This is a genomic window from Burkholderia pyrrocinia, assembly GCF_001028665.1.
Lineage (GTDB): Bacteria > Pseudomonadota > Gammaproteobacteria > Burkholderiales > Burkholderiaceae > Burkholderia > Burkholderia pyrrocinia.
The window spans coordinates 2,064,405-2,089,907 of record NZ_CP011503.1; the positions used below are offsets into that span (position 1 = coordinate 2,064,405).

General features: G+C 65.8%; 17 protein-coding genes and 1 pseudogene. 13 read left to right on the forward strand and 5 right to left on the reverse strand.

The genetic code is table 11. The annotated features are described in order from the left end of the window. The 4 genes from ABD05_RS09485 (at nt 1) to ABD05_RS09500 (ending at nt 10,682) form a co-directional block, all read left to right on the forward strand. A complete protein-coding gene (locus ABD05_RS09485; protein ID WP_047899897.1) occupies nt 1-7,641 on the forward strand; it encodes a type I polyketide synthase in 7,641 nt (2,546 codons plus the stop codon). Continuing rightward, entirely contained in the window at nt 7,638-8,555 is a 918-nt protein-coding gene (locus ABD05_RS09490; protein WP_047899898.1) for a UDP-3-O-acyl N-acetylglycosamine deacetylase, read from the forward strand. The genes ABD05_RS09485 and ABD05_RS09490 overlap by 4 nt, the downstream gene beginning before the upstream one ends. A 64-nt stretch (nt 8,556-8,619) precedes the next feature. Further along, nucleotides 8,620-9,939 carry an aminotransferase class I/II-fold pyridoxal phosphate-dependent enzyme gene (locus ABD05_RS09495; RefSeq protein WP_047899899.1) on the forward strand — a complete coding sequence of 440 codons (1,320 nt, stop codon included), beginning with the start codon at nt 8,620-8,622 and terminating at the stop codon, nt 9,937-9,939. An 8-nt stretch (nt 9,940-9,947) separates the two neighbouring features. Beyond that, nucleotides 9,948-10,682: a GNAT family N-acetyltransferase gene (locus ABD05_RS09500; RefSeq protein ID WP_053059932.1), complete on the forward strand. Its 735-nt coding sequence runs from the start codon at nt 9,948-9,950 to the stop codon at nt 10,680-10,682. A 44-nt stretch (nt 10,683-10,726) separates the two neighbouring features. On the opposite strand, the gene ABD05_RS09505 is transcribed toward ABD05_RS09500, so the two are convergent. Further along, nucleotides 10,727-12,340: a pectate lyase family protein gene (locus tag ABD05_RS09505; RefSeq protein ID WP_047899901.1), complete on the reverse strand. Its 1,614-nt coding sequence runs from the start codon at nt 12,338-12,340 to the stop codon at nt 10,727-10,729. 331 nt (nt 12,341-12,671) lie between these two features. On the opposite strand from ABD05_RS09505, the gene ABD05_RS09510 reads away from it, so the two are divergent. Next, nucleotides 12,672-14,681, forward strand: coding sequence for a Wzt carbohydrate-binding domain-containing protein (locus tag ABD05_RS09510; RefSeq protein WP_047901145.1), 2,010 nt, complete (start codon nt 12,672-12,674; stop codon nt 14,679-14,681). Nucleotides 14,682-15,065: 384 nt separating this feature from the next. On the opposite strand, the gene ABD05_RS35955 is transcribed toward ABD05_RS09510, so the two are convergent. The 4 genes and pseudogenes from ABD05_RS35955 to ABD05_RS09520 form a co-directional block, all read right to left on the reverse strand. After that, nucleotides 15,066-16,016: an FkbM family methyltransferase gene (locus ABD05_RS35955; protein ID WP_082146077.1), complete on the reverse strand. Its 951-nt coding sequence runs from the start codon at nt 16,014-16,016 to the stop codon at nt 15,066-15,068. Nucleotides 16,017-16,222: 206 nt separating this feature from the next. Continuing rightward, nucleotides 16,223-16,480 (reverse strand): annotated as a pseudogene (locus tag ABD05_RS38885) (IS5/IS1182 family transposase); the annotation flags it as partial. 254 nt (nt 16,481-16,734) lie between these two features. Continuing rightward, complete coding sequence (locus ABD05_RS09515; RefSeq protein WP_047899902.1) at nt 16,735-17,568, reverse strand: class II glutamine amidotransferase; 834 nt, start codon at nt 17,566-17,568, stop codon at nt 16,735-16,737. 210 nt (nt 17,569-17,778) lie between these two features. Then, nucleotides 17,779-18,108, reverse strand: coding sequence for a carboxymuconolactone decarboxylase family protein (locus ABD05_RS09520; protein ID WP_034182812.1), 330 nt, complete (start codon nt 18,106-18,108; stop codon nt 17,779-17,781). 130 nt (nt 18,109-18,238) lie between these two features. Here ABD05_RS09520 and ABD05_RS09525 point away from each other — a divergent pair, with 130 nt between their 5' ends. The 8 genes from ABD05_RS09525 (at nt 18,239) to ABD05_RS09560 (ending at nt 25,481) form a co-directional block, all read left to right on the forward strand. Beyond that, complete coding sequence (locus ABD05_RS09525; protein WP_047899903.1) at nt 18,239-19,186, forward strand: cupin domain-containing protein; 948 nt, start codon at nt 18,239-18,241, stop codon at nt 19,184-19,186. Between the two features lie 103 nt (nt 19,187-19,289). Continuing rightward, on the forward strand, nt 19,290-19,733 hold the full coding sequence (gene yiaA / locus ABD05_RS09530; protein WP_047899904.1) for an inner membrane protein YiaA: 444 nt from the start codon (nt 19,290-19,292) through the stop codon (nt 19,731-19,733). A gap of 151 nt (nt 19,734-19,884) precedes the next feature. Continuing rightward, complete coding sequence (locus tag ABD05_RS09535; RefSeq protein ID WP_047899905.1) at nt 19,885-20,943, forward strand: glycosyltransferase family 2 protein; 1,059 nt, start codon at nt 19,885-19,887, stop codon at nt 20,941-20,943. Nucleotides 20,944-21,009: 66 nt separating this feature from the next. Then, nucleotides 21,010-22,026 (forward strand): hypothetical protein, encoded by a 1,017-nt coding sequence (locus ABD05_RS09540; protein ID WP_047899906.1) that lies wholly within the window; start codon nt 21,010-21,012, stop codon nt 22,024-22,026. Then, complete coding sequence (locus ABD05_RS09545; protein WP_047899907.1) at nt 22,023-22,769, forward strand: hypothetical protein; 747 nt, start codon at nt 22,023-22,025, stop codon at nt 22,767-22,769. The genes ABD05_RS09540 and ABD05_RS09545 overlap by 4 nt, the downstream gene beginning before the upstream one ends. Then, nucleotides 22,766-23,923: a glycosyltransferase family protein gene (locus ABD05_RS09550; protein WP_047899908.1), complete on the forward strand. Its 1,158-nt coding sequence runs from the start codon at nt 22,766-22,768 to the stop codon at nt 23,921-23,923. Before ABD05_RS09545 ends, ABD05_RS09550 begins: the two co-directional genes overlap by 4 nt. Beyond that, complete coding sequence (locus ABD05_RS09555) at nt 23,920-24,537, forward strand: phosphatase PAP2 family protein (protein WP_047901146.1); 618 nt, start codon at nt 23,920-23,922, stop codon at nt 24,535-24,537. The genes ABD05_RS09550 and ABD05_RS09555 overlap by 4 nt, the downstream gene beginning before the upstream one ends. After that, entirely contained in the window at nt 24,534-25,481 is a 948-nt protein-coding gene (locus tag ABD05_RS09560; RefSeq protein ID WP_047899909.1) for a fatty acid desaturase family protein, read from the forward strand. The genes ABD05_RS09555 and ABD05_RS09560 overlap by 4 nt, the downstream gene beginning before the upstream one ends. The last annotated feature ends 22 nt before the right edge of the window (nt 25,482-25,503 follow it).

The window sequence follows — 25,503 nt, forward strand, 5'->3', positions numbered from 1 at the left end:
ATGAACAGTAAGATTGCAATAATTGGGATCGCTTGTCGGTTTCCCGGGAGCGCAAACAATCTGGGCGACTTCTGGCAACTGCTGCGCGACGAACGCGACGCAGTGACCGAAATCCCCGCCGACCGCTTCGGCACCGACTTCTACCAGCACCCGTCCAAACGCGAACCGGGCAAGAGCTACACGTTCTCGGCCGGCGTCGTCGACAACGTCGCCGGCTTCGACGCCGCGTTCTTCGGCATTTCCCCGCGCGAAGCGGCCCAGATGGACCCCCAGCAGCGCCTGCTGCTCGAACTCGCGTGGGAAGCGTTCGAGGATGCGGGCGTGCGCCCGGCCGACATGCGCGGCGGCAACTGCGGCGTCTTCGTCGGTGCCGCCAGCATGGACTACGGCAACCGCAACATGGACGATCTGAACGTGATCGATCCGTATTCGGCGACCGGCAACACGCTGAGCATCGCGTCGAACCGCGTGTCCTACCTGTTCGACCTGCACGGCCCGAGCATGTCCGTCGACACGGCCTGCTCGTCGTCGCTCGTCGCACTCCATCAGGCCGTCAAGGCACTGCAGTCCGGCGAAGCCGACATGGCGCTCGCCGGCGGCGTCAACCTGCTGCTGCACCCGTTCGGCTTCGTCAGCTTCTCCAAGGCGTCAATGCTGTCGCCGCGCGGCCGTTGCCGTGCGTTCGACGCGACCGGCGACGGTTACGTCCGCTCGGAAGGCGGCGCGTTCGTGCTGCTCAAGCCGCTCGAGCGCGCGCTTGCCGACGGCGACACGATCCATGCGGTCATCGCCGGCTCCGGCGTGAACTCGGTCGGCTACTCGCCGGGCGGCATCAGCGTGCCGGGCGCGGCCGCGCAAGCGTCGCTGCTGCGCAGCGTCTACGCGCGCGCGGGCATCGATCCGCAGTCGCTGGCGTACCTCGAGGCGCACGGCACCGGCACGGCAGTCGGCGATCCGATCGAAGCGCGCGCGCTGATCGACGTGGTGTCGGGCGGGCGCCCGGCGGACCGTCCGCTGCTCATCGGTTCGGTGAAGACCAACATCGGCCATCTCGAGACGGCGTCCGGCATGGCCGGCCTGCTGAAGGCCGTGCTGTGCCTGAAGCATCGCGCGGTGCCGCGCTCGCTGCATTTCGTCACGCCGAATCCGGGCATCGATTTCGACGGTGGGCGTCTGCGCGTCGTCGATCGCTACATGCCGCTCGACGCGGGCGACGCGCCGCTGACGGTCGGCGTCAACTCGTTCGGCTTCGGCGGAACGAACGCACACGTCGTGCTGACCGAAGCGCCGGTGTCGGTAGCGGTTGCGGAGGCAACGTCGACGACTGCGGTGGAATCGGCTGGCGTGCCGTCTCCGCTCGTGCTGACTGCGCGCAGCGCGAACGCGCTCGGCGCGCTCGCGAGCCGCTATCTCGCGGTGCTCGATAACGGCGGCGACTGGCAGGCGCTTGCCGCCGCGGCCGCACGTCGCCGCCAATGGCTCGAGCAACGCGCGGTCGTCGCGCCGGCCGATGCGGCGGAAGGTCGCGCGGCGCTCGCGGCGCTGGCGCAGCCGGCGCAGGAAGGGCTGCCGGCGTGCGTGGCGACTGGCCAGGCACCCGCCGACGCGTTGCGCACCGCGCTCGTTTTCTCGGGCAACGGTTGCCAGTGGGTCGGGATGGGCAACGAGCTCTATGCCGAGAATGCGGTCTTCCGTGCGGCGCTCGACGAAGTCGATGCGCTGTGGTGCGCCGACGGCAGCCCGTCGCTCGTCGACGTGATGCGCGGCGGCCCGGGCGCGGAATGGCTGGCCGGCGCGGGCGCCGAATGGCTTGCCGCGACGGAAAACGCGCAGCCGCTGCTGTTCGCGATCCAGGTCGGCATGATCCGCGTGATCGACGCGCGCGGCATGCGCTACGACGCGGCGATCGGCCATAGCGTCGGCGAGATCGCCGCGGCGTGGGTGACGGGCGCGTTGTCGCTCGCCGACGCGGTTCGCGTGATCAAGATTCGCAGCCGCGCGCAGGCGATGACGCGCGGCAGCGGCCGGATGGCGGCGGTCGGCATCGGCGAGGCGGCGGCACGCGAACTGATCGCGCGCCATGGGCTCGCGCGACGCGTCGAGATCGCCGGCATCAACAGCCCCGATGCGGTGACGCTCGCGGGCGAGCTGCAGGGATTGCAGGCGCTGGAAGCTGCGCTGCGCGGCAGCGGCAAGTTCTTCCAGATGCTGGATCTCGACTATGCGTTCCACAGCAGCCACATGGACCGCATCGAGCCGGTCGTGCTGGCCGAACTGGCCAGCCTGCGGCCGCAACCGGGGAACGGCACTTTCGTGTCGACGGTGACTGGCGGCGCCTTCGCCGGCAGCGAGCTCGATGCGCGCTACTGGTGGCGCAATATCCGCGAGCCCGTGCGCTTCGGCGACGGCATCGCGCATCTGATCGAGCAGGGCGTCCGGCTGTTCGTCGAGGTTTCGCCGCATTCGATCCTGCGCACGTACGTGAAGCAGGCGTTCGCCGCGGCCGGCGCAACTGGCGTGGTGCTGCCGACGCTCAAGCGCGATCACGGCAGCGCGGCGACGCTGCGGCAGGCGATTCTCGCGGCGATCGCACATGGCGCGAACGTCGATCCCGACCGCTTCGCACCGGGCACGCCGCGAGCGGCATTGCCGTCCTATCCGTGGCAGCGCGACCGCTTTTGGCTGACGCCGACCGTCGAAGGCTACGGCCTCGTCAATCGCCGCCGCGAGCATCCGCTGCTCGGCTATCGCCTGCACGAACACGCATTCGCGTGGGAAAACCAGCTCGATCCGGCGAAGCTGCCGATGCTGGCCGATCACGTCGTCGATGGCGGCGTGGCGTTCCCGGGTGCCGGATACGTGGAAATGGCGCTCGCCGCGGCGCGCACCTTCTTCGATACGCCGGATGCGGCGCTCGAAAACGTCGAGATTCGCACGCCGGTCGTCTTCCAGCCGCAGCAGGCGAAGCTGTTCCGGCTCGTGATCGAGCCGCGCACCGCGACCTTCACGATCGAGACGCGCGACCGGATGTCCGAAGGCGCATGGACGCTGAACGTGACGGGCCGGATGCTGGAAAGCGGCACCGCGCTCGGCGCCGCGAGCGTCGTGCCGTCCGACACGCTCGATCGCCTGCTCGCGCTGCCGGCTGCCGACGGCGATACGCTGTACGCGAACACGGCGGCCATCGGCCTCGGCTACGGGCCGGCGTTCCGCTGGGTCCGCACCGTGCGGGTCGCCGCGGACGACGACGCGGCGCTGGCTGACATCGCCGCGCCTGCCGCATGCGGGGACGCACGGGCGCTGTCCGCGTATCTGCTGCATCCGGCGCTGATGGACAGCGGGTTTCATCCGCTGTTCGCGTTGCTTGCCGCGCACGCACGGGACGGCGAGCATCCGGCTTACGTGCCGGTGCAGATCGGCCGGGTCGACTATCTGCGCGGCGACACGGTCGAACGCGTGCTCGCACGAGTCGACCGGCGCAGCCCGCATTCGATCGTCGCGCATTTCGAATTCCTCGATGCGCAGGGCGCGATCGTCGCACGGCTCGGCGCTTGCCGGTTCCGGCGCGTCGATCTCGTCGGCCGCCGGCAGAACCTGCCCGCGCGCTTCGTCTACCGCCTCGAAGAGGTACCGCTGCCGAACGAAGTCGACGCAGCCGGTTTGCCAGCGCCCGACGCGTTGCTCGCACAGGCGGTCGCGCGGCTCGATGGCGCCGAAGACGACGGCCGCCGTACGCAACATCTGACCGAAATTCTGCCGCTGCTCGACGTGCTGGCGAGCCTCTACGTGCTGCGGGCATTCGATGCGCTCGGCGCATTCGACGGCACCTGGCAGCCGCAGCCGGAGCGTGCGGCGCTGGCGGCACGTCTTGCCGACATGCTCGTCGAGGACGGTCTTGCCCATCGAGACGGCGCTGGTCTCGTACGCGACGATGCCGCGTGCGCGGCGTTGCCTCCGCTCGACGAGCTGTGGCGGGGGCTGCTGGCCGAATCGCCGGGGCACGTGGCCGAGCTGACGCTGCTCGCGCATTGCGGCGCGGCGTTGCCCGACGTGCTGAACGGTGCGAAGGAGGGCGCACGTTTGCTGTCGCCGACCGGGCACAGCCTGGTCGAGCAACTTCTTGCCGCATCGCCGACGTGGCAGCACGTGCACGCGCTGCAGACGGCGAGCGTCGAGCAGGCGGTCGATGCGTGGCGCCCGGCGCGCCGGTTGCGCGTGCTCGAACTGGGCGCGACGGACGGCGACGTGCTGCAAACGCTCGGCCTGCATCTCGCGGCCGCGCGCTGCGATCACACGATCGCCGCGACGGCGGGGCAACTGGCCGGGTTCGACGCGGATGCGGAATCGGCCGTGCGCACGGTTGCGCTGCAGCCGGGCGAGCGGCTGTCGCTGTCGGCCGACGAAGCCGGGCCTTACGACCTGATCGTCGCGAATCGGGCCTTGAGCGGCCGTCGCGATGTGGCCGATGCGCTGAACGCGATCCGGTCGTGGCTGGCGCCGGGCGGATTGCTGCTGCTGGCCGAGTCGCGCCGCGGCCGTTTCTCCGACATCGTGTTCGGCCCGCAGGCGTCGTCGACGGAAGCCGACGCGCCCGTGCAGCTGGCGCCGGCGGATCTGGATGCGGCGCTCGACCGCGCCGGCTACGTCGACATCGTGCGGCATGTCGAGCAGTCGCTCGATCTGGACGGCACACCGACGTTCGTGATTGCGCGCAACCCCGCGAGCGCCGTTGCCGCGCAACGCGGCGACGGCCAGAGCGATCTCGATACGCTTGCACGCACCGAACAATGGCTCGTGGTGCACGCGCCGGATGCCGCCGGCAGTTTCGGCGGGCGGCTGGCCGATGCGCTGGCGCAAGCGGGTTTTCCGGCCGATATCGTGGACATCGCGCACGCGGCCGATGCGATCGCGTCGTTGCCGGCCGGGCAGCCGGCCCATGTCGTGTTCTGCGCGCCGGAAACGCCGCTGGCCGAAACGGCGACGGGCGATAGCCTGATGGCCGCGCAGCGCAACGGCGCGATCGCGCTGGCGGCACTGGTCCGCGAGCTCGGCGCGCAGCCGAACGCGGCCACGCGGCTGACCATCGTCACGCGTGGCGGCGCGCCATTCGCCGGGGCCGCGAATGCGCATCCGGAACAGGCGACGCTGTGGGGCCTCGGGCGCGTGCTGGCGAACGAGCATCCCGAACTCGCGTCCCGCCTGATCGACGTCGATCGAGCGGCGGACCGGATTCCCGACGCGCTGATTCGCGAGCTGACCGGCGCGGCGGTCGAGGAAGAAGTGATCCTGACCGCACACGGGCGGCTGGTGCCGCGCATGCTGACGGCCGCGCAGGCCGCGGCCCGCAACGATGGCGCGATCGCGCGTGCGGCCGTGCTCGCGTTCGACGCGCCGGGTTCGTTGCGCAATCTCGAATGGTTTGCGTTACCCGAACGCGCGCTGGGCGCGGACGAGGTGGAAATCGAGCCCGTTGCTACCGGCCTCAATTTCCGCGACGTGATGTATGCGATGGGGCTGCTGTCCGATGAAGCGGTCGAGACCGGCTTCGCGGGCGCGACGATCGGCATGGAATTGTCCGGCCGCGTCACCCGGGTGGGCGCCAGCGTGACGGCATTCGCGCCGGGCGACGCCGTCCTCGGGTTCGCGCCGGCCTCGTTCGCGACACGTGTCCGGACGCGCGCGCAAGCCATCGCGCAGAAACCCGAGCGCCTGTCGTTCGAGGAAGCGGCGACGGTGCCGACCACGTTCTTCACCGCGTATTACGCGCTCGTCGAACTCGCGCGGCTGCGCCGCGGCGAGCGCGTGCTCGTGCACGGCGGCGCGGGCGGCGTCGGGATCGCGGCGATCCAGCTCGCGCGCCACTTCGGCGCGGAAGTGTTCGCGACGGCCGGCAGCGACGAGAAGCGCGAGTTCGTGCGCCTGCTCGGCGCCGACCACGTGCTCGATTCGCGCAGCCTTGCGTTCGCGGACGAGATTCGCGCGATGACAGGTGGCCAGGGCATCGACATCGTGCTGAATTCGCTCGCCGGCGAGGCGATGGTGCGCAGCATCGATACGCTGCGTCCGTTCGGTCGTTTCCTCGAGCTCGGCAAGCGCGATTTCTACGAAAACAGCCATATCGGGCTCAGGCCGTTCCGCAACAACATCAGCTATTTCGGCATCGATGCCGACCAGTTGATGGGCGCGCTGCCGGAGCTGACGGCACGCCTGTTCGGCGAAGTGATGGCGTTGTTCGCGTCTGCGTCGCTGCATCCGCTGCCGTATCGCGCGTTCCCCGCCGAACGGGCCGAGGATGCGTTCCGCTACATGCAGCAGGCGCGCCAGATCGGCAAGGTGCTCGTGACCTATCCGTCCGGCACGCCGGCGCCGACGCGCGGCGTCACCGGCGCGGGTTCGCTCGCGCTCGATCCGCATGGCGCGTACCTGGTGGTCGGCGGCACGGGCGGGCTCGGTTTCGCGAGTGCGCGCTGGATGGTCGAGCGCGGCGCACGCCGGCTGACGCTGGCGAGCCGTTCCGGCGAACTCGCGGCCGCGGCGCGCGACGAAGTCGAGCGCTGGCATGCAACGCTTGGTGTGGCGGTCGACGTCGTCTCGTGCGATGTGACCGACGCCGTGGCGGTCGATGCGATGATCGCCGCGATCGTCCGGCGCGATGTTCCGCTGAAGGGCGTACTGCATTCGGCGATGTCGATCGACGACGGCCTCGTGCGCAATCTCGACGACGCGCGCATGGCCGCGGTGCTCGCCCCGAAGGTGGCCGGCGCGTGGAACCTGCATCGCGCGACGCGGGCGCTGCCGCTCGATCTGTTCGTGGTCTATTCGTCGGCGACGACCTATCTCGGCAATCCGGGGCAGTCGAATTACGTCGCGGCCAACAGTTTCCTCGAGGCGCTCGTCGAACATCGCCGCGCGGCAGGCTTGCCCGGCACGTTCATGGCCTGGGGGCCGCTCGAGGACGTCGGCTTCCTCGCACGCCATGCGGATACGCGCGAAGCGTTGCAGTCGCGGATCGGCGGTGCGTCGATCACGTCCGACGAGGCGATGGTTGCGCTCGAGCGGGCGCTGGTCGCGGGCGCGGCCGGCGAAGCCGTGGTCCGGCTCGACTGGCACGCCGTGGCGCGCGGGATGCCGGCCGCGAAGGCGCGCCGGTATTCGCTGCTGCAATCGCATGCGGCGGGCGGCGATGCGCGCGACGGCGGCACGCAACTGCGGGAAGAGGTGCTCGCGTTGCCGCGCGACGAAGCTGTCGCGCTCGTTGCCGGGACGCTGCAGGCGCAGATCGCGCGCATCCTGCACATGACGCCCGATCGCATCGCGCTCGACAAGTCGGTGCTCGACATGGGCATGGATTCGCTGATGGGGATGGAGCTTGGCCTCGCGGTCGAGGAAGCGTTCGAGGTCAAGCTGTCGGTGATGGCGATCGCCGAGGGCGCGTCCGTGACGACGCTGGCCGGACGCATCGTCGATTCGATCGGCGCGTCGGCCGATGCCGATGCCGGCTCGGCAACCGATGCGGCACAAGAGGCGGTCGCGGCGCTCGCGGCGAAGCATGCGATCGAAGGCGAAGCGCGCGCGATGCTCGACAGCCGGCCGGCGCCCGTTGCGGGCGATGCAGCGTCGACGCTGGAAGTCGCCCGATGAGCGCGCCGACCGGCTGGGCAACGCGCCAGGGTACGCTGGCACGCACGCTGACGATCGACGGTCACGGGTTGCACACGGGGCGCCGGGTGGGCGTGCGGATCCTGCCTGCGCGTCCGGAAGACGGCGTGACGGGCATCGTGTTCCGTCGCGTCGAGCAAGGGCGCACGCTCGCGACGCTGCCGGTCGACCCCGCGCTGCGCCGCGCACAGCCGCTCTGCACGATGCTGCGCAATGCCGACGGCGTCGGCGTTCGCACGATCGAACATCTGCTTGCCGCGCTGCTCGCGTGCGAGATCGATCACGCGATCGTCGAGCTCGATGCGGAGGAAGTGCCGATTCTCGACGGCAGCGCAACGCCGTGGGTGGACGCGATCCGCGCATGCGGCCGCGTGGCGCTCGATGCGCCGAAGCGCTTCATCCGCGTGCTGCGGCCCGTCGTCGTCACGGACGGCGACGGCGACCAGCGGCGCGAAATGCGGATCGAGCCGGCGCCGCGCTACGAGCTGAGCGTGCGCAACGACCTGCGCGGCTTCGGCGACATGCACTGGGACGGTGCGCTGACGCCAGCCGCATTCGCGACCGAAATCGCGCCGTCGCGCTCGTACGGGCGCGTGAAGTGGGCGGTGCCCGCGATCGTCGCCGGGTATCTGCGCGGCGTGCCGATCCTGCGCGGCGCGCGGCCGTCGTGCACCGCGTCCATCGTCGGCAATCGCGTGCTGGGCGGGATGCGGCTGCCGGAGGAGTTCGTCCGGCATCGCGTGCTCGACCTGGTCGGCGATCTCGCGCTGGCCGGCGCGCCGCTGCTGGCGCGCGTGAGTGCGTTGCGGCCGAGCCACGAGATGAATTTCAGGCTGGTCGATGCGTTGCTGGCCGACACCGACGCCTGGCAGTGGGCCGAGTTTTCCGACGCGTGACACCACGCCTTTTAAAAATTCGCGGCGTAACATAGCGCCTTTTCGAGATAAAGCGAAGGAAGCAATGGCACTGGGAGAGCATCTTCGCCAGCAACTGGCGGCGAAAGCGCTGAAACGGCAACTGGAACGCGCGACCGATGCCGCCGCGGCGCCCGGCGTGCCCGGCACGCCGGCTGCGCAGACCGCATCGGCGCGCAGCCGCTTCGAATCGATGCCGCAGTATCAGCAGGTCCGGATCATGCGCGAGATGGGCGAGAAGCTGCGCGTCGACTCGCCGTTCTTCCGCGTGCATGACGGTGTGGCCGGCGCGACGACGCAGATCGGCGGTCGCGAGTACCTGAACTTCGCGAACTACAACTACCTTGGGCTCGCCGGCGATCCGGCCGTGTCCGCGCGCGCGAAAGCCGCGATCGACCGCTACGGCACGTCGGCATCCGCGAGCCGGATGGTCGCGGGCGAGCGCCCGGTGCAGCGCGATCTCGAGCGCGCGCTGGCCGCGTTCTACGAAACCGACGACTGCGTCGCGTTCGTGAGCGGCCATGCGACCAACGTGACCGTGATCGGCGCGTTGTTCGGCCCGGGCGATCTGATCGTCCACGACGCGCTCGCGCACAACAGCATCGTGCAGGGCGCGCAACTGAGCGGTGCGAAGCGGCTGAGCTTCGCGCACAACGACTGGCAGGCACTCGACGAACTGCTTTCGCGCGTGCGCCGCGAGTACCGGCACGTGCTGATCGCGATCGAAGGGCTGTACAGCATGGACGGCGATTTCCCCGACCTGCAGCGCTTCGTCGACGTGAAGACGCGCCATGGCGCATTCCTGCTGGTCGACGAGGCGCATTCGCTCGGCGTGCTCGGCGCGACCGGCAAGGGCATCCGCGAGCATTGCGGCGTCGCGCCCGACCAGGTCGACATGTGGATGGGCACGATGAGCAAGACGCTGGCCGGCTGCGGCGGCTTCATCGCCGGCTGCCAGCCGCTCGTCGACATGCTGCGCCATCTGGCGCCGGGCTTCCTGTACAGCGTCGGGCTCGCGCCGACGCTCGCCGAAGCGTCGCTGGCCGCGCTCGAGCGCCTGCAGGCCGAGCCGGAGCGCGTCGCGCAGTTGCAGGCGCGCGGGCGGCAGTTCCTGACCGAGGCGCGGGCCGCCGGGCTGAATACGGGCACGAGTGCCGGGTATGCGGTCGTGCCGGTGATTACCGGCAGCTCGCTGAAGGCCGCGCAGTGGGCGAATGCGATGTTCGACGAAGGGATCAACGTGCAGCCGATCTTCTATCCGGCCGTCGAGGAAAAGGCCGCGCGCCTGCGCTTCTTCATCTGCTCGACGCACGAGCCGGAGCAGATCGAGCAAACGATCGCGACGCTCGCTCGTCTCGCACGTTGAGTGCATCGATGACGGATCGAGTGAGCGACAGACTTGGGCAGGTGAGAAAGGCAGTAGCATCTGGCGTGTTGCGCCGCCGCGCGGCTGATGCGGCGGATGCCCATACATGCGCGCCGCTCATACTCGCGTCGGGTACACGTGAGTTTGCGTTCTTCCTCGGTGTGTCGCCTGGTCAATGCATTGCGTTTCTTGCATTCGCATTTGCATCGAAGCATGGGCGTTTCTCTTGGAGACGCCATCGAGTGGCGGTGTCCGAGGACGGCATCGTGCGCGCGGTTCTTGCCGTGCACGACGGAAGGAGGACGATGTGGGACGATGTACACGTCGCCTGGATGTTGATCAACTTTTTCGGCTTCGTATGCGCCGTCCGGATGCTGTTGCGTGGACTGATTCTAGAAGGCGAACTGCCCGCCCCGACACGCGAGCAAACGCTGATTGCGCATTGCGCTGTTGACGAGGCGTGGCGTGGCCGGGGCGTCTTTAGCGCACTGTTTGACGATGCAATGCGAGCGGGTGGGTTACGCCAAGGGCCGGTGCGAGAAATCGTGCTCGACGTGCTGGCAAGCAATGTCCGCGCTCGCGCTCTGTACGAGCGTCTCGGTTTCACCGAGATGCCGAAGTCCCGGCGCCGATCGGCTCGCCTTCCTCAGGAACTGATATCGACACGGATGCGATTCGATGCCACGGAGCGCGAGGTGTCCTTGGATAGTTCCCGCATTGAGCCGACACTCGACGGGCGGTGACTAGGACGCAGTACTACGGAGGAAGGCAATCGGTGGTACCACAGCTATTTCAGATTCCAGCAAGCGCCGTTGAAGTACGCATCCACCGGTACATTTGCTTGCATAGTGACTGTGTTGCAGAGGTTGCCGCCCGTCGCGAAGCTGGCAGGCCCATGAGACGGGATAAGCTTCAGTATGCGACCATTCCAGGTCGGCCGGATACTGCGGATGGTTGCTTGCCCCGTGAGCATCGCGATGGATGCGGCGTGTACATCGATCGTTGCGGCACTTTCGATCGTAGCAGGCGAGTTGTCGATGCCGAGATTCGATGCCATGACGCTGTTCCCGGCCGGAGTGCCTGAGATGGGCACTTTCGAACCGCTAAAGTCATTGCCGCTGATGAGGGCACCCGTATTGTTCCCGGTAAGGAACAAACCATATTCCGGTGCCGTAGCGAAGAGCCCACCGCACCTTCCGCCTAGCTCCGAATTTCGTACTGCGAAGGCGCCGACATTGGCGCCATACACAATATTGGCAGCGGGACCACCGCCCCGGCCGTTGCCGCAGAAGCGACTCGCGTCGAATGTCACAAAGGTGCCTGCATGGATGTTCGCGCCGTTCGACGCGCCGTTGTAGTTGCGCAGCCCGTTGAAATGAATCTCCGATACGATGCCTTTCGCCGAGTTGTCGACGACGATATTGTCCGATTGGGCGGATGCGGTCCAGCACGCGGTACATTCGAGTCCCTCGACGCGTGCCGTTGGTGCAGTTGTATCGATCGCTAGCGCGTGGATCGCGTTGGTATCCCCGACGTATGTGTTGCTGAAACTTGCCCACGCAACCCATTGTTGGGAACCTGGAATGATTTGCGTGCCGATTTTGGTGAACAGCATGTCGGATTCAGATACGAGCAGGCCGCCCGCATCAAGGACTTGCATCGCGATGTCACCCGGATCGGTGCGATCGGCAATGACTGTTGTATGTGTGATACGCGCGTCTACGGTGTTGCCATGAATGGTTCGTGCGCCGATTCGAATGCCGATGCTGCCCGATCCCTTGATCCCGTTGATTATGGTCTGATCGATGAGTGCCTGGTTGCCGTTTAGGTCGATGCCAATGAATGGCCCCTGAATATAGATGCCGGAGATTACCGGAGCGACGACGTTCTTGACCGCGATTGCAGCGCCTTTGAAATTTGGACCGGACGCAGTTGCATCGATGTAGAGATCGCGTACGGCGGAGCCGTCGCCATCAAGTGAGATCAGTGGATTCAGGTTTGGCATGCCTGCCGACAGGCTAGCGCGCTGCCCGCGTGATCCCGCGAGAGTTACGTTACCCGGGACGTTAATAGTGCCGGTGATCACGCAGCGTGAGCTCGATAGCGGTAGATTCACGACGGACGGCGCAACGGTTGCAGCATAGGAGAGCGCGCGGTTGAGGGCATTCGTGTCGTCGGCCGTCCCGTTGCACTGCATCCCGAAATCTGCGGCGTTGATGGTGTCAGCGAGCTTGACCGACAGCGCGCGCGGGATGCTTCCGCTGCCTTTTTGCTGGAACTGAAACGTTTCGCCAAGTTCGCGCTGCATCTGAGGAGCGGCGTTGGATCTAATGATCTGAGCTGTCGCGTTGGGGAGCGGCAGAGCAACAGACACCAAAATGGCAAGAATGGCTTGCCTCATGTGAATCTCCTATGGCACCGACGGTTTCCCATCTGTCGCAAGCTGATGGATTCGAGAATTCGCATGATAGGACAGTTACTTCAGCGCCCGGTCGTCGGGGTGACGAGGGCAATTCAATTGCTGGCGAGTGCCGATGTTGGAGTCCGATGGTTTGATACTTGTATACTGAAAATATGTGGCAGATCGCACGGCAATCCAATTTCTTATATCAGGACATTCACGGAGTATGCCATCACGTGAAAGCGCTGGACGTCGCGTCAAATTCTGTCAAAATTTCGGCTGATCGAGAGCGATACTCGCGGCGATATAGCAAGAAGTGGAGAGTTGCACAATGCAGCATCAACGACAGGTTTTTTCCGGTCGCGTCATTTTTGATCATTTGCCCAAGACTGCCGGACAGGCGGTGAACATGTGGCTCACCGAGAATTTGGGTACTGGGTGCGTTACCCCGAACTTGATCGGGGGGCATCGCGATCTGATTAGGCGATACGGAGGCGAATATTCCGTCATCTCTGCACACGTCGATTTTCGGGGAAGCGATCTTGATCCGCGCTACCACTACATGACCTGTCTGCGCGAACCGATCGATCGGGCTATTTCCTGGCTGTTCTTTCTCGTGAAGAATCACGATTCAGTTGAGTTGCCGGGGTTGTGGGAGCAAGCGGAGCGTTTTGTCGCGTTGGCGGACGTTCCTGGTGCCGATCTTTTGCGCCTTGTGGAAGAGACCTTCGATCAGGATTTTCTCAAGAATATTCGTAACCCATACGTGGAGCACTTTGCCGGTATATCGCCTGATTCAGGGCATTCTGACCGGCAGAAGATCGACGCGGCGCTCGATGGTATTGCGCGTTACGATGTGTTGGGTTTGTACGAGGAGTTACCGGATTTCCTGTCGGATGTCGCGTCGTTGATTGAAATTCCTGTCCCGGCACATTTTCAGAGAGTGAATACTACGCGTGCGAGACCGCAAGTCGACGAGATTTCGCCATCGTTGCGCGCATGCCTCGAAGCATTGAACGAACTTGACATCGAGTTTTATCACGTGCTCCGCGAACGGTGGACACGTGAACGTGTCAAGCGCACGGCAGCTTCCATTTCGATGATTCCTCGCTGGCAACCGTACGAATCCATTGCGCATCGTACACATTCGATGCCCGAGTTTTCATTGATCTCTGCAGCGATTGAAGGTGGCGACAAGTGTAGCTACGGGCAGGTCCTGCGTTTCAATCTTGTCTTCTCGATCAACACCGACATTGATCAATTGGGTATCGGTGTTCATTTGTCGGACGAGGACGGGCGTTGGGCGTTTGGCACGAGCAACACCTTGTTGAACCGCCCTCTTGTGGAAATAGCCCCGGGTACGTATAGCTTGCGCTATTACCTAGTGGCGAATTTGCCGGAAGGGCAATATACCGCCGGATTCGAATTTTCCTGCAGTCGGGACAACCGAATCGAGGAACTGGCCTGCTTCGAGCGACTCGTACCATTTCGTGTCGTGGTACCGCGTGCAACGCCAAGCGTGGGCTACATGAGCATTCCCGCAGATTTCGCGTGTGATCGAATTGGCGATGCAGTGTCTGTCAATCTTGAAGACGCGCGCGGGCGCCTTGCGACCGACGCGATATTGGGCCGCTTGGTGGTCGGCGAGTCATTCGAGCTTCCGGTGACACTGGAGAACGCGTCGTCACAGACCTGGACAAGTACTACCTTCCATCCGATTGGTCTTTCGTATCGCTGGCTCGATTCGCAGGGGAACGTGACCGCGACGAACAGCGAGCACGTTCCGTTACCTGGCAACTTCATTGCGCCGGGTCAAGCTTTGCCACTATCCATGCGTATTGTCGCGCCCAGCGTTAGCGGACGATTCAAACTGGTGCTCACGCTATCCCGAGATGGCGAATACTGGCCGCAGGAACAGGGATTCCAACCACTGACGCTCACGCTCGAAGTCGAGGAGGCTGACGCGCCAAGGTCGTATCGCGGCGCGGACATCCGTTTGTCCACGCACGTCGGTCAGCGTGAGCGCGGTGCGATGTCAAGTAACGGGCAGGAAGGGTATCTGCTATTTGGCCCGTACGCGTCGTTGTCCCAAGGGCGGTATGTAGTCAGTCTCGAAGGTTGTTGCGCAATGCTTGACAGCGGCTGGATGGACGTGAGCTGGGATCGTGGCGGATACGTACTAATGCGGTATGAAGTTGGCCCAGGCGAGAAGGATGGGGAGATCGCGGCATTCGGGTTTGAGCTTGCGACGCCAATCAGCGATCTGGAGGTCCGCGTGTGGGTACCGTCGGGCGCCGACATGCGCGTCGACACCCTTCGAATTGTGCCACTCTGCACTTGACAGTCAGGGCGGTAGTTGCGGCGAGCTTGCTGTCTGTTCATCGCCCGGTATGGCCTGCCGACGCGTATAAGGCGCACGAGCGAGCGGGTACACGGGCGCGATGTTCCTGAAGGTCGATGCGGCAGCTCTCAGCTTCCTGCCGGGGATGGTCGGCCCGATGCTGCCATCATGGGCATGATGGCAGTCGGTTTTGGGCATTGTTAGCTACTTTCGCGGCAAGAGGCAGGCAAATCTGGTGATCCCGACCGAAGACTGCGGCTGGCAGTAATCTTTTTTCTGACGGGATCATTGCCTAACATCCATCGAGATGAACGAAGAATCCGGCGATGATCCCATGCAAACTTGAGCTTCAGGTTACAACTTCAGCATCAATTCGATGCCCCATTATTGAAACCTGCTGTTTACCCAATATTGGCCACCGTCGATCGTTGTCATCCCAACAATTGAGGTTAGATCGGCTCGATAAGACATTGTGACCGGGCGTTCCCGTAGCAAATGCCAACCATGCTTGTGGTAGCACTCCATCAGGTCCCCTTCGATCTTGCGGCTATGCGTGCCGATGAACATGCGCTTAACTTTTTGACTGATTTGTGAAGCGCCATGAATCAAAACATCGCCTTCTGATCCCTGTATGTCGCAGTGGACAAAATCGACCGTTTCAAGTCCGTCGAGTATCTCATCAAGAGTTCTGACCGGCACTTCCTCGTGTGGCACTGATCGGCCGACATAGTCAACGTCTGGCGCAGCATTAGCGGCTTGTCCGCCATTTTCGAAAGCGCTCCTGACAATTGGGAAAAAGACAGTTCCTTTCCTGATGCCTACTGCTCCATGGATAGCCATACTTTCGACTTTCGGAGTCGAGAGTTCGTCAGCGAGACCGTTCGCTAAGAAATTTTTTGAAATAAGGGCGTGAAAATAAGCGCTTGCCTCGACTGCCCTGATGGCAACGTCTTTACCCTGGCGTTTGGCGAGCACTCCGGCTATCGCAGCCCACGGCGCATAGCTTGATCCAAGTTCAACCATCGAAAAGCTGTTGCCCTTGGTATTTTCAAGGCTGTCGAGTAGTGCGTAATACTCAATGGCCTCGGCTCTTACGCCGTCATTCGGAATGGGCGGGCTATCGAAGGTCTCACCATCGCGTGCCGCTGCCCAAGGAACACAATCCGTGGGTGTTTTCGTCCCGAAGTAATCGGTCACATATCCAGGCGTTCCTTGAGTAATTTTTCGGTATCTGGCAAATAGATCAAGATCGGACGACTCCCAGCCACCGAAAAAATCCGCACCAAGAGCCCTTCTTGCCGCAATAGCTTGTTGAATCTGCTCAGAGAAATCCATTCTTTTCCTCGAACAACGTTATCGATATTGTTGGACAGCAAAATAGGGCGCGTTGCAACTGCATTCCTCCGCGCGGGGCGCCACCTTGATCAATCCAGCATGTCTACTTGCCAGCGGCTGCGTTTCGCCCCTAGCGGCAGCTATTTTACGAGAGCAAGGGAGCCTATGTTCAAGAAATGTTGCCCCACGAATCAACAAGAACCGCGCTAACACAAGTCAACGACGAAGCGAGAACAGAGGACGGCATCAGCCAACGAAAGGACGGCAGGTTGAATGTCGAGCCGTTGTTCGAAGCGAATGCGCGGCTTGCCGAAGCGGGCCAACCTGGCGCGGGCTTGCTCAACGATCCATCGATGACGTCTCAGACGCTCCTTACGTTCGATACCTCTGCGAGCGATTCGAGCCGTTATGCCAAGTTGCCGCAGGTAACGCCGGCATCGACAGTAGTCGCGTCGTTTGTCTGCACTGACGGCACAAATTCAGGAGGCAACGGCTCAAGAACCGGCCGTAGCAAGTTGGCCACTTTTCTTCTCGACCTGCCGCGAACCTTACGCTTGAAGCACCACAGGTCGAGTTATGTTAGCGACTCTAATCTGGATGCAAGACTTGTATTACCGCACTGGAATCGTCGCAACATCGGTTCGGCAACCGTCGTAGAGAGATACGCGCTGTGCCCGAAGGTGTTTGTCTTGTCCGAATGGTGCATCGACGTTCGTGGCTACTTGTGCCGCGGCCCGAACGGCCGCTGCTGCACATCGGCCCCATGCGCGACGATCGCCATGCCCTCCGGCACTTCCTCCCACGCGCCGCGCAGGTCGACGAGCGGTTCGGACACGACCATGAACGCGTCGTCTCCCGCTTCGGCGATGCGCGGGTTATGCGGATACAGCTCGTGCAGGTGCTTGAACGACGTGCTGTGGAACAGCGAGCGCGATTGCCGTTCGCTCGAGTAGCGCACCGCGATGATCCGTTCGCCGTCGGTCGCGCAGATCGTCATGTTGAGCGGGTTGGCCACGCGATGGCGCGCGGCGGTTTCCTCGACCATGCCGACCATCCGCTCGAGCGCCGGCAGCGGCGTCTGCTCGAGGCCGTACGTCAGCGCGAGGCGGAACATCAGCTCGGAGTCGGTCGAGCCTTCGAGCGTCGGGAACAGCGCGGGATCGACCGTCATCGTCAGGTCGCGGCGCAGCTTGTGGAAATCGCGGATCAGCCCGTTGTGCGCGAACAGCCAGCGGCCGTGGCGAAACGGGTGGCAGTTGGTTTCCTGCACGGGCGTGTCGGTCGCCGCGCGGATATGCGCGATGAACATCCGCGAGCGGATCGCGCGCGCGGCTTCGCGCAGGTTGCGGTCGTTCCACGCGGGATGCACGGAGCGGTAGCGGAACGGCAGTTCGTCGGGGCGCCCGTACCAGCCGATGCCGAAGCCGTCGCCATTGGTGGTCGTGGCGCCGAGCTCCGAATGCAGGCTCTGGTCGATCAGCGAATGCTTCGCGCGGAACAGCACGGTCTCGAGATGGATCGGGTTACCCGTATAGGCGAGCCAGCGGCACATGGTGCGCTCCTTCACGATGGATCGTTCGCGCATGGTAGCCGACTTCGCAGGGCGGTCGCGCCTGCGCGTGCCGGGGCGGTCGCCCGGGCGGGCACGCGGCCCAATCCTCATACGTGCCGCATCCGTACGTGCGACGCGCAACCGCCCGGCCAGGCGGCCGGGCGCCACGCAGCGGGGCGGCCCGCGACGGCGCCGCCGCGGCCGTCGAGTTCAGTCGCCGAGCGCGTCCATCACGCGCGCCGAATAGACGAGCGCCGCGCCCGCATTCAGCGCAATCGCGACGCCGAGCGCTTCCGCCACTTCCTCCCTGGTTGCGCCATGCTTCGTCGCTTCGGCCGTGTGAACGGCGATACAGCCGTCGCAACGCGTCGTGACAGCCACCGCGAGCGCGATCAGTTCGCGCGTCTTCGCGTCGAGATGGCCCGTCTTGGCGCCGGCGCCGGCCAGCGCCTGGTAGCCGGCAAGTGTATCGGGCGACAGCTTGGCGATATCGCCGATGCGCGTCGAGAGTTCCTTCCGGTATTCGTTCCAGTTCAGCATGATGCGTCCTTTTCAAGAAGAGGTCAGGGGGGCGGCGGACGCCGCGATCTCGGGCGATGCAGGGCTATTCTGATCGCTCGCGCTGAGGGTTTCGATACGCTAGAGTGTCAATTTTTAGCGCGATCGTCTCATGGATGCGTTGAGTCAACTGCTGTCGCTGGGCCGTAGCCATGTCGAACTCGACGTACGCTGCCTGCTCGACGGGCCGTTCGCGATGCCGCACGACCCGTTGCCGCCCGGCGAGGCGGCGTTTCACCTGCTGCTGGCCGGAACGTGCCGGCTGCGTACCGCCGACGGGCGCACGCTGCAGCTTGCCGACGGCGATTTCGTGCTGCTGCCCGCTGGCACTGCGCACGACCTGCTCGACGCGGGAGCCGGCCGGTCGCGGCCGGCCGCACCGCTGCGCGAATCGGGTGCCGCCGGCGGCGCGGTGCTGCCGGTCAAGTCGAATCTCGATCCGGCCGAACCGGGCAGCGCGAGCGTGGACCTGCTGTGCGGACGTTTCGTCTATGCGCGCGGCGCGGGCGAACTGCTGATGCGCACGCTGCCGCAGGTGCTGCACGTCGGGTTGCGCGAGGTGTCGGGGTTCGCGCCGCTGCAACTGCTGACGAGCGTGCTGCGCACCGAGGCGTCGAACGTGCAGCCGGGCGCCGGTGCGATCGTGAATGCGCTCGGCCAGGCGCTGCTCGCGTATGCGTTGCGTGCATACGGCCGCGACGCGCGCGTGCCGTCCGGCTGGCTCGCGCTCGCAGCCGATACGCGGCTCGGCCCGTCGGTCCAGGCCGTGCTGCAGGCGCCGGAGCAGCCGTGGACGGTCGAGTCGCTCGGCGACGCAGCGGCGATGTCGCGCGCGACCTATGCGCGGCATTTCCGCGAGAAGGCCGGGATGAGCGTCGGCGCGTTCGTCGCGCAGATCCGGATGATGCACGCGTGTGCGTTGTTGCAGGACACGCAGCGCGGCCAGGCGGAGATCGGCCAGGCGGTCGGCTATCAGTCCGAGGCGGCCTTCGGCAAGGCGTTTCGCGCGGTGCTCGGCACGACGCCCGGGCGCTGGCGGCGCGCGCAGCGCGGCATGTAAGACTGCAAGCGCGGCCGTCTTGGCGCGCGCCAAAGCTGCTACCATGCGCGAAACGCAGTTCAACGAAAACGATTTCGAACAAGAAGAAAGAGAGGGCAAAGTTATGAACCAGACCACCATCCAGCAGCCGTCGTTCGCATTCGTGGCCGCGTCGTGGGCCGCACTGATCGCAGGTTTCGCGGCATTCCTGATCGGTCTCTGGAACGCCGGCATGCAGCTCAACGAGAAGGGCTACTACTTCACCGTGCTGGTGTTCGGCCTCTATGCGGCGATCTCGCTGCAGAAAAGCGTCCGCGACCGCGCGGAAGGCATTCCCGTCACCGGTATCTACTACGGCATCAGCTGGATCGCACTGCTGCTGTCGATCGCGCTGCTGGTCGTCGGCCTCTTCAACGCGACGCTGCAGTTGAGCGAGAAGGGCTTCTACGCGATGTCGTTCGTGCTCGCGCTGTTCGGCGCGGTGGCCGTGCAGAAGAACACGCGCGACCTGCAGAACGCGAAGCCGCGTTACACCGACGCCGATTCCGCGACGTCCGTCCAGGAGTAACGGCACGCGGAGCGGGCGCCCGCCGGGGCCGCCCGGTTCGCGACGACATCCGCGGCGCCCTGCATTCGCCGGCGCGCCGCATGCTCCCCGTCCTTTCGTTTCATCCATGCCGCTGCGCATGACGATGGAGATATTCAGGATGCCAGACATCATGGAAACTGCACCGCGCGAGAGCACGGCCTTGGCCGCCCGTGCCGTGGCCGCGAAGGCCGCGCTCGTGCTGGAGACGAACAACCTGCGCGGCGGCGCCGGCCTCGCACAGGCCGTCGACAGCCTGAAGCGCCTCGTGTCGGCGCTGTCGAAGCAGACCGTGCCGCCCGCGGCACTCGCGCAATGGATCATCACGCACGACGGCCTGCCTGCCGATGCGTGCGCGCAGATCGCCGCGCTGGCAGGCCGCCCGATCGACTTCGTCGAGATCGGCGCGAGCACCGGCTACTACGATGCGAAGAACGACGGTTTCGATCGCGTCGACGCGGCGCGCTGCGACATCGTCGTGTTCGCCGATGCCGATTGCCGGCCGGCCGACGACTGGCTCGAGCATCTGCTCGCGCCGTTCGCTCGCGAGGCGGACGACGCGCCCGTCGCGGTGGCGGGGCGGACCAGCTATGCGCCGAACGTGCTCGGCATCGCGCTGACGTCGATCGATTTCATGTATTTCCCGAGCCCGCTGCGCGACGGCGCGACGCGCAACTTCTACGCGAACAACGTCGCGTTCCGGCGCGACGTGTTCGCACAATTCCGCTACGAGCCGCTCGACGGCGTCTATCGCGCGCATTGCCAGGTGATGGGGCTGCGGATGCAGGCGGCCGGCGTGGCCGTCGAGTTCGCACCGGCCGCGCACACCGAGCATCGGCTGCCGGACACGCATCGCGAATCGCTGAAGCTGCGCTGGATGCGTGGCGAGGACAGCGTCGGGCTGACGCCGTATCTCGTGAACGCATACCTGCCGCGCCAATGGCAGTGGCTCGGCCGCAGCGGCCCGCTCGGCCCGTTCTGCGTGATGGCGATGCGGCTCGGCTACAGCCTGCGCGCGCTCGATCGCCAGCAACTGCCGCGGCTTGGCGCCGCTCGCTATCTCGCGGCTGTCGGCGTCACGATCGCCGCGTCCGCCGTCGATACGCTCGGCGCGCTCGCGCGCGGTTTCGGGCTCGCGGGACGTGCATCGGGCCGACGCGATCTCGACGCACTGTCCTATCACCGTCATTGAAACGGCGCCGCGCATCGCGGCGCCACCACGGCACTCCGACAACCCGCCTCCATCCCGACGACGACCATGCCCTCATTCGCCACCCGTGTTGCCTGCCTCGCCCTGTTTGCCGCCAGCGCCGGCGCCCATGCCGCGCCGGTCGATCACGCGGGGCGCGGGATCGTCCACTTCGCGTCGCAAAGCGGCTGCCCGTTCGCGAACGCGGCCGCGATGGACTGCAATCGCGTCGCGCTCGATGCGCCCGAGGTTCACGCGAGCATCGATACCGATGCGCACGCGATCGTCTTTTCGAGCGATGCGAATCGCCGCACGAAGGACGTGCTCGGCGACGTGCTGCTGCAGGGCACGGGTGTCGACGGTGATGGCCGGCGCGTGCCGTTGAGCGTGCACGTGCTGCTGCGTCGCGACGGTGCGAAATGGGATCGCGACGTGTACGTCCATGCGCCCGTGCATGGCAAGTTCACCGACGTCCGGATCGATCCGTATCGCGTGCGCGTGAAGGAGGGCGACGGCGAGCGCGACATCCTCACGCCGGACGAAACGCTTGCGCTGTTCGCGCATCCGTCGCTGGCGTCTCGGCTCGCGCGGCATCTGGTGAAGGTGAGCGCGACCGATCCGAAGCAGCCGTCCGCCGACGACATCACGATCGCGCTCGGCGTCGGCGGCCTGACGAAGTCGGTCGCGCGCGCGAGCTTCACGTCGAACGCGCCGCACGATGCGGACGTCGATCGCGCACTCGCGGCCGGCACGTGGTCGATTCGTTTCGAGGCACTGAGCAACCACATTCCGGTGTGGGTCGCGCAGCGCGAGCTGTTCCTGTTCGGTCTCGACGGCAGCGCGCTTTTGAAGGAGGTGCGCGAGCGCGGCTTCAGGAAGAACGACCGGATCGAGTTCGGCGCGCGCGACGGCAACGGCTATCTGCGCGTGAACGGCCGCGAGGAGGCATTCGCGGGGGCGGCCGCGTCCGCGCATGCGTTCATGCAGGAAAGCTTCGTCGGCCTGATTCTCGGCTGGCGTCGCGATCCGGCTGCTGCGGCGGCAGCCGCGACGAAATCGGCGTCCGCACGAGGCGTGCCGGCATGACCGCGGCAGGCGAACTGCCCGCGTCGCCGGCGACGCACGGCGAGCGCTTCGACTGTCTCGATGCGCCCGTGCCGTACGGCGCGGCGCGGGTACGTGCGTATCTCGTCGATCGCATCAAGCGGGCGGCGATCCGGCAGCTTCATCGCAGCACGCATGGCGAGCGCTGGATGCTGCGCATGTACCTGATCGGCGAAGAAGCGACCGAGTGCGCGCTGCACGACGACTGGACCGGACAGCCGCCGGACTGGCTCGCGCCGCGGATCGAGCAGCATCTCGCGGACGAGCGACGCCACGCGGCCGCGTTTGCCGACGCGCTGCGCGTGCGCGGTGTCGCGGCTTCGGCGGAGCCGCACGCGCCCGACTGGCTGAGCCGGCGCAAGATCATGCGGTGGCGCCGGCTCGCGCAGCGCTACGCGCCGCATTTCGCGCAAGGCGTGCTCGTGCCGGCCTATGCGACGGGCCTGTGCGCGGAACAGATGGCGATGCGCGTGCTCGCGCGCCACTGCGCGACGATCGGCGACGCGCATCCGCTGTATCCGCTGCTCGCGCGCGTGCTCGCCGACGAAACGCGGCACGTCCGGCTCTGTTCGGACACGCTGCGCCGTCTCGTTGCGCCGTCCGAGGCGGCGCATCTCGCCGCGTTGCTGGACGAGATCCGCGCGATCGAAGCCGGCTTCGGCGTGACGGGTGCGCTGGCGATGTACGCGGCCGGATGGATCCAGTCGCTTCGTCCGCGCGCATGATGCCGCGGATCGTCTATCTCGCGACGGCCGACGCGCGCGGCCACCTGATGCGCGCGCAACTGCTCGTGCATGCGTTGCGCAAGGCCGGCGCGCAGGTCGATGTGCTGACGACGTCCGATGCGGGGCAGGCATTCCTGTCCGCGTTCGGCATCGACGCTCCCGTGCTGTCCCGTCACTACGCGGTGCAGTTCGACGCGCGGCAGAACATGCTGCGCGACGCGACCGATCGCAATGTCGCGCACTACGTATTCCGGCCGACGCGCATGCTGCGCGACATCGCGCGGCTGCGTGCGATCGTTCGCGATGCCGAGCTCGTGATCAACGACTCGTTTCATCCGGCGCTGCTGTTCATGGGCGCGGTGCCGGGTTGGCGGCGCCGCATCGTTCATGTGTATGGCGGCAGCCTGCGCCGTGCGCTGACGGAGAATTTCGACGCACGGTTGCCGCGCACGCTGGCGCGTGCGTTTGCGCGGATCGTCGACTGGCAGATCGATTCGGCGCTGTGCTGCATCGAACACGACTTTGCGTACGAGGTGGCCGGCGATGCGCCGCGATCGTGCAGGCATTGCCGGTTGCCGACGCCGGTGCCGGTCGTTGGCGAACTGCCGGCATCGGAGCCGGCTGCCGCCGCTGTTTATCTGAATCCGCATTTTCGTGATGTTGCGCTCGCCGATGCGCTGTCGGCCGGCATGCACGACGCGGGGCTCGCCGCGCACCGCGTGGGCGAGGGCTACGCCGGGCACGACGGCTGGACCGGCGTCGATACCGACTGGGCGATGCGTGCCGCATACGCGCCGCTGATCGTGTCTGCGCCGGGGATGGCCGCGCTGTCGATCGCGCGCGTGTATCGCCGCCCGATCCTGCTCGTGCTGACCGATCAGCCCGAGCAGGCGAGCAATGCCGCGCGTGCGGCACGTCTGCAACTCGTGCATCGCGTCGTCACGTGGCGCGGCGATGCGGCTGCGTTCCGGCAGGAGGTCGCGCACGCCGCAGCCGACCTGATGCGCAGTCCGGGCACGCCGGCAGGAACGATGGCCGGACGTGAGCATGCGCGTGCGCGCGTGGATGCATGGACGTCACGCATTCTCGCGCTGCGTCCGCATGCGCGGATGGCCGAAGCGGATCCCCGATGCGAGGCGCCGGTTCCGCGATGAACACATTGTCGCTTCGTGACGATCGCCGGCCTGATATCCGGCAGATGCTGGCCGCGACGTTCGGCATGGCCGCGGGCCTTGCGATCTTCTTTCTGCTGGAGCGCAGCGTCACGCCGCGCTACGTGTTCGCCACGCCGATCGATGCGCGGGTTCCGTTCATCGCATGGTCGTGGTTCGTCTATGTCGGCTTCTTTCCGTTCGTGATTGCACTTGCCGCATATGCGCGGCCGCCCGCGTTCGCCGCGTTCAAGGAGGCCGTGCTGATCGCGTTCGTGCTCGGTGTCGTCTGCTTCCTGCTGTTTCCGGAAGCCGTGCCGCGGCCGGACGTCGCGGAGATCGGCAATACGTTCGTGCGCCACCGTCTCGCGCGCATGTGGCAGCTCGATCTCGCGGCCAACGGTTTTCCGAGCCTGCATGTCGCGGTGACGTGCGTCGCTTGGCGGATGCTGACGGACCGGCGCCGGCTCGCGGCGGCAGCGATCGGCCTGCTGATCTGCGCGTCGACGCTGACGCTCAAGCAGCATACGGTCGCCGACGTATTGGGCGGTGTCGCGCTCGCGATGGTCAGCGCGTTGTGGGTCGAGCGGCGTTCGCTGCGCAGGAGGCTCGCGTGACGGATGTCCATGTTCATCATGCCGGCCAGAACGCCCGGCTCGCACAGTTCGTGCCCGATCCCGCGCTGTTTCGCGTGAACGCGTCGCGTGTCGGTGCGGCGCTGGCCGGCGACTGGTTGATGATTGTCGCTGCGTTCGCGGTGGCGACCGCGTTCCCGCATCCGCTCGTCTACGCGTTTGCCGCAATCGTGATCGCGCGCAGCCAGCTTGCGCTCGCGGTCATGATGCACGAAGGCGCGCACGGGTTGCTGGCACGGAACCGGCGCGTCAACGACGTACTGGGCCAGTTGCTCGCGGCTGGCCCGCTGTGGCTGTCGCTGCGCACGTATCGTGCGGGCCATCTGAAGCACCATCGCGCGCCGATGCAGCCGGACGATCCCGTCGCGCTGCTGTTCGGCGTGCACGACTATCCGCTGACGCGCGGGCGGCTGATCGGCCGCCTGCTCGCGTACGCGTGCGGGATCGGCTACGTGACGAGCGTCGTGAAGCTCGCGCGCGGTGAATTTGCGCATGCGTTGCCGAAGGTCGGGAAATCGCGTGCCTATGCGGCATGGGAAGTCGCGTCGATGCTGTCCGGCAACGGCTTGCTGTTCGGCGCGCTCGCGCTGGCCGGGCATCCGCTGCTGTACGTCGGGCTGTGGGTCGTGCCGTCCGTCACGCTGTTGCCGCTCGCCGGGCAGGTGCGCGCGATTTTCGAACACGCGGGGCTGCCGGCTTGCGACGACCAGAGTCGCAACGCGCGCACGATCGGCCGGCGTTCGTGGCAGACGTTCCTGTTCGGCCCGCACGCGATTCATTTCCATATCGAACATCATCTGTTCACGCGGATGCCGTTCCACAACCTGCCGGTCGTACACCGGCAGCTTGCGCAGCTGCAGTTGCTGCCCGACGGCAACCTGTACGCCGGGTACGGTGCTGTGCTGCGGGACGTGAGCGTGCGCTGACGCATCGTTCGATGCCGCGTGA

What these genes read in the sequence shown, in the direction of transcription:
- ABD05_RS09515 (WP_047899902.1), bottom strand. Translation starts at nt 17,568, where the DNA reads ATGTGCCGCTGGCTCGCCTATACGGGTAACCCGATCCATCTCGAGACC.
- ABD05_RS09550 (WP_047899908.1), top strand. Translation starts at nt 22,766, where the DNA reads ATGATGCCGCGGATCGTCTATCTCGCGACGGCCGACGCGCGCGGCCAC.
- ABD05_RS09535 (WP_047899905.1), top strand. Translation starts at nt 19,885, where the DNA reads ATGGAAACTGCACCGCGCGAGAGCACGGCCTTGGCCGCCCGTGCCGTG.
- ABD05_RS35955 (WP_082146077.1), bottom strand. Translation starts at nt 16,016, where the DNA reads ATGGATTTCTCTGAGCAGATTCAACAAGCTATTGCGGCAAGAAGGGCT.
- ABD05_RS09485 (WP_047899897.1), top strand. Translation starts at nt 1, where the DNA reads ATGAACAGTAAGATTGCAATAATTGGGATCGCTTGTCGGTTTCCCGGG.
- ABD05_RS09555 (WP_047901146.1), top strand. Translation starts at nt 23,920, where the DNA reads ATGAACACATTGTCGCTTCGTGACGATCGCCGGCCTGATATCCGGCAG.
- ABD05_RS09505 (WP_047899901.1), bottom strand. Translation starts at nt 12,340, where the DNA reads ATGAGGCAAGCCATTCTTGCCATTTTGGTGTCTGTTGCTCTGCCGCTC.
- ABD05_RS09545 (WP_047899907.1), top strand. Translation starts at nt 22,023, where the DNA reads ATGACCGCGGCAGGCGAACTGCCCGCGTCGCCGGCGACGCACGGCGAG.
- ABD05_RS09490 (WP_047899898.1), top strand. Translation starts at nt 7,638, where the DNA reads ATGAGCGCGCCGACCGGCTGGGCAACGCGCCAGGGTACGCTGGCACGC.
- ABD05_RS09500 (WP_053059932.1), top strand. Translation starts at nt 9,948, where the DNA reads ATGACGGATCGAGTGAGCGACAGACTTGGGCAGGTGAGAAAGGCAGTA.
- ABD05_RS09540 (WP_047899906.1), top strand. Translation starts at nt 21,010, where the DNA reads ATGCCCTCATTCGCCACCCGTGTTGCCTGCCTCGCCCTGTTTGCCGCC.
- ABD05_RS09510 (WP_047901145.1), top strand. Translation starts at nt 12,672, where the DNA reads ATGCAGCATCAACGACAGGTTTTTTCCGGTCGCGTCATTTTTGATCAT.
- yiaA (WP_047899904.1), top strand. Translation starts at nt 19,290, where the DNA reads ATGAACCAGACCACCATCCAGCAGCCGTCGTTCGCATTCGTGGCCGCG.
- ABD05_RS09525 (WP_047899903.1), top strand. Translation starts at nt 18,239, where the DNA reads ATGGATGCGTTGAGTCAACTGCTGTCGCTGGGCCGTAGCCATGTCGAA.
- ABD05_RS09520 (WP_034182812.1), bottom strand. Translation starts at nt 18,108, where the DNA reads ATGCTGAACTGGAACGAATACCGGAAGGAACTCTCGACGCGCATCGGC.
- ABD05_RS09495 (WP_047899899.1), top strand. Translation starts at nt 8,620, where the DNA reads ATGGCACTGGGAGAGCATCTTCGCCAGCAACTGGCGGCGAAAGCGCTG.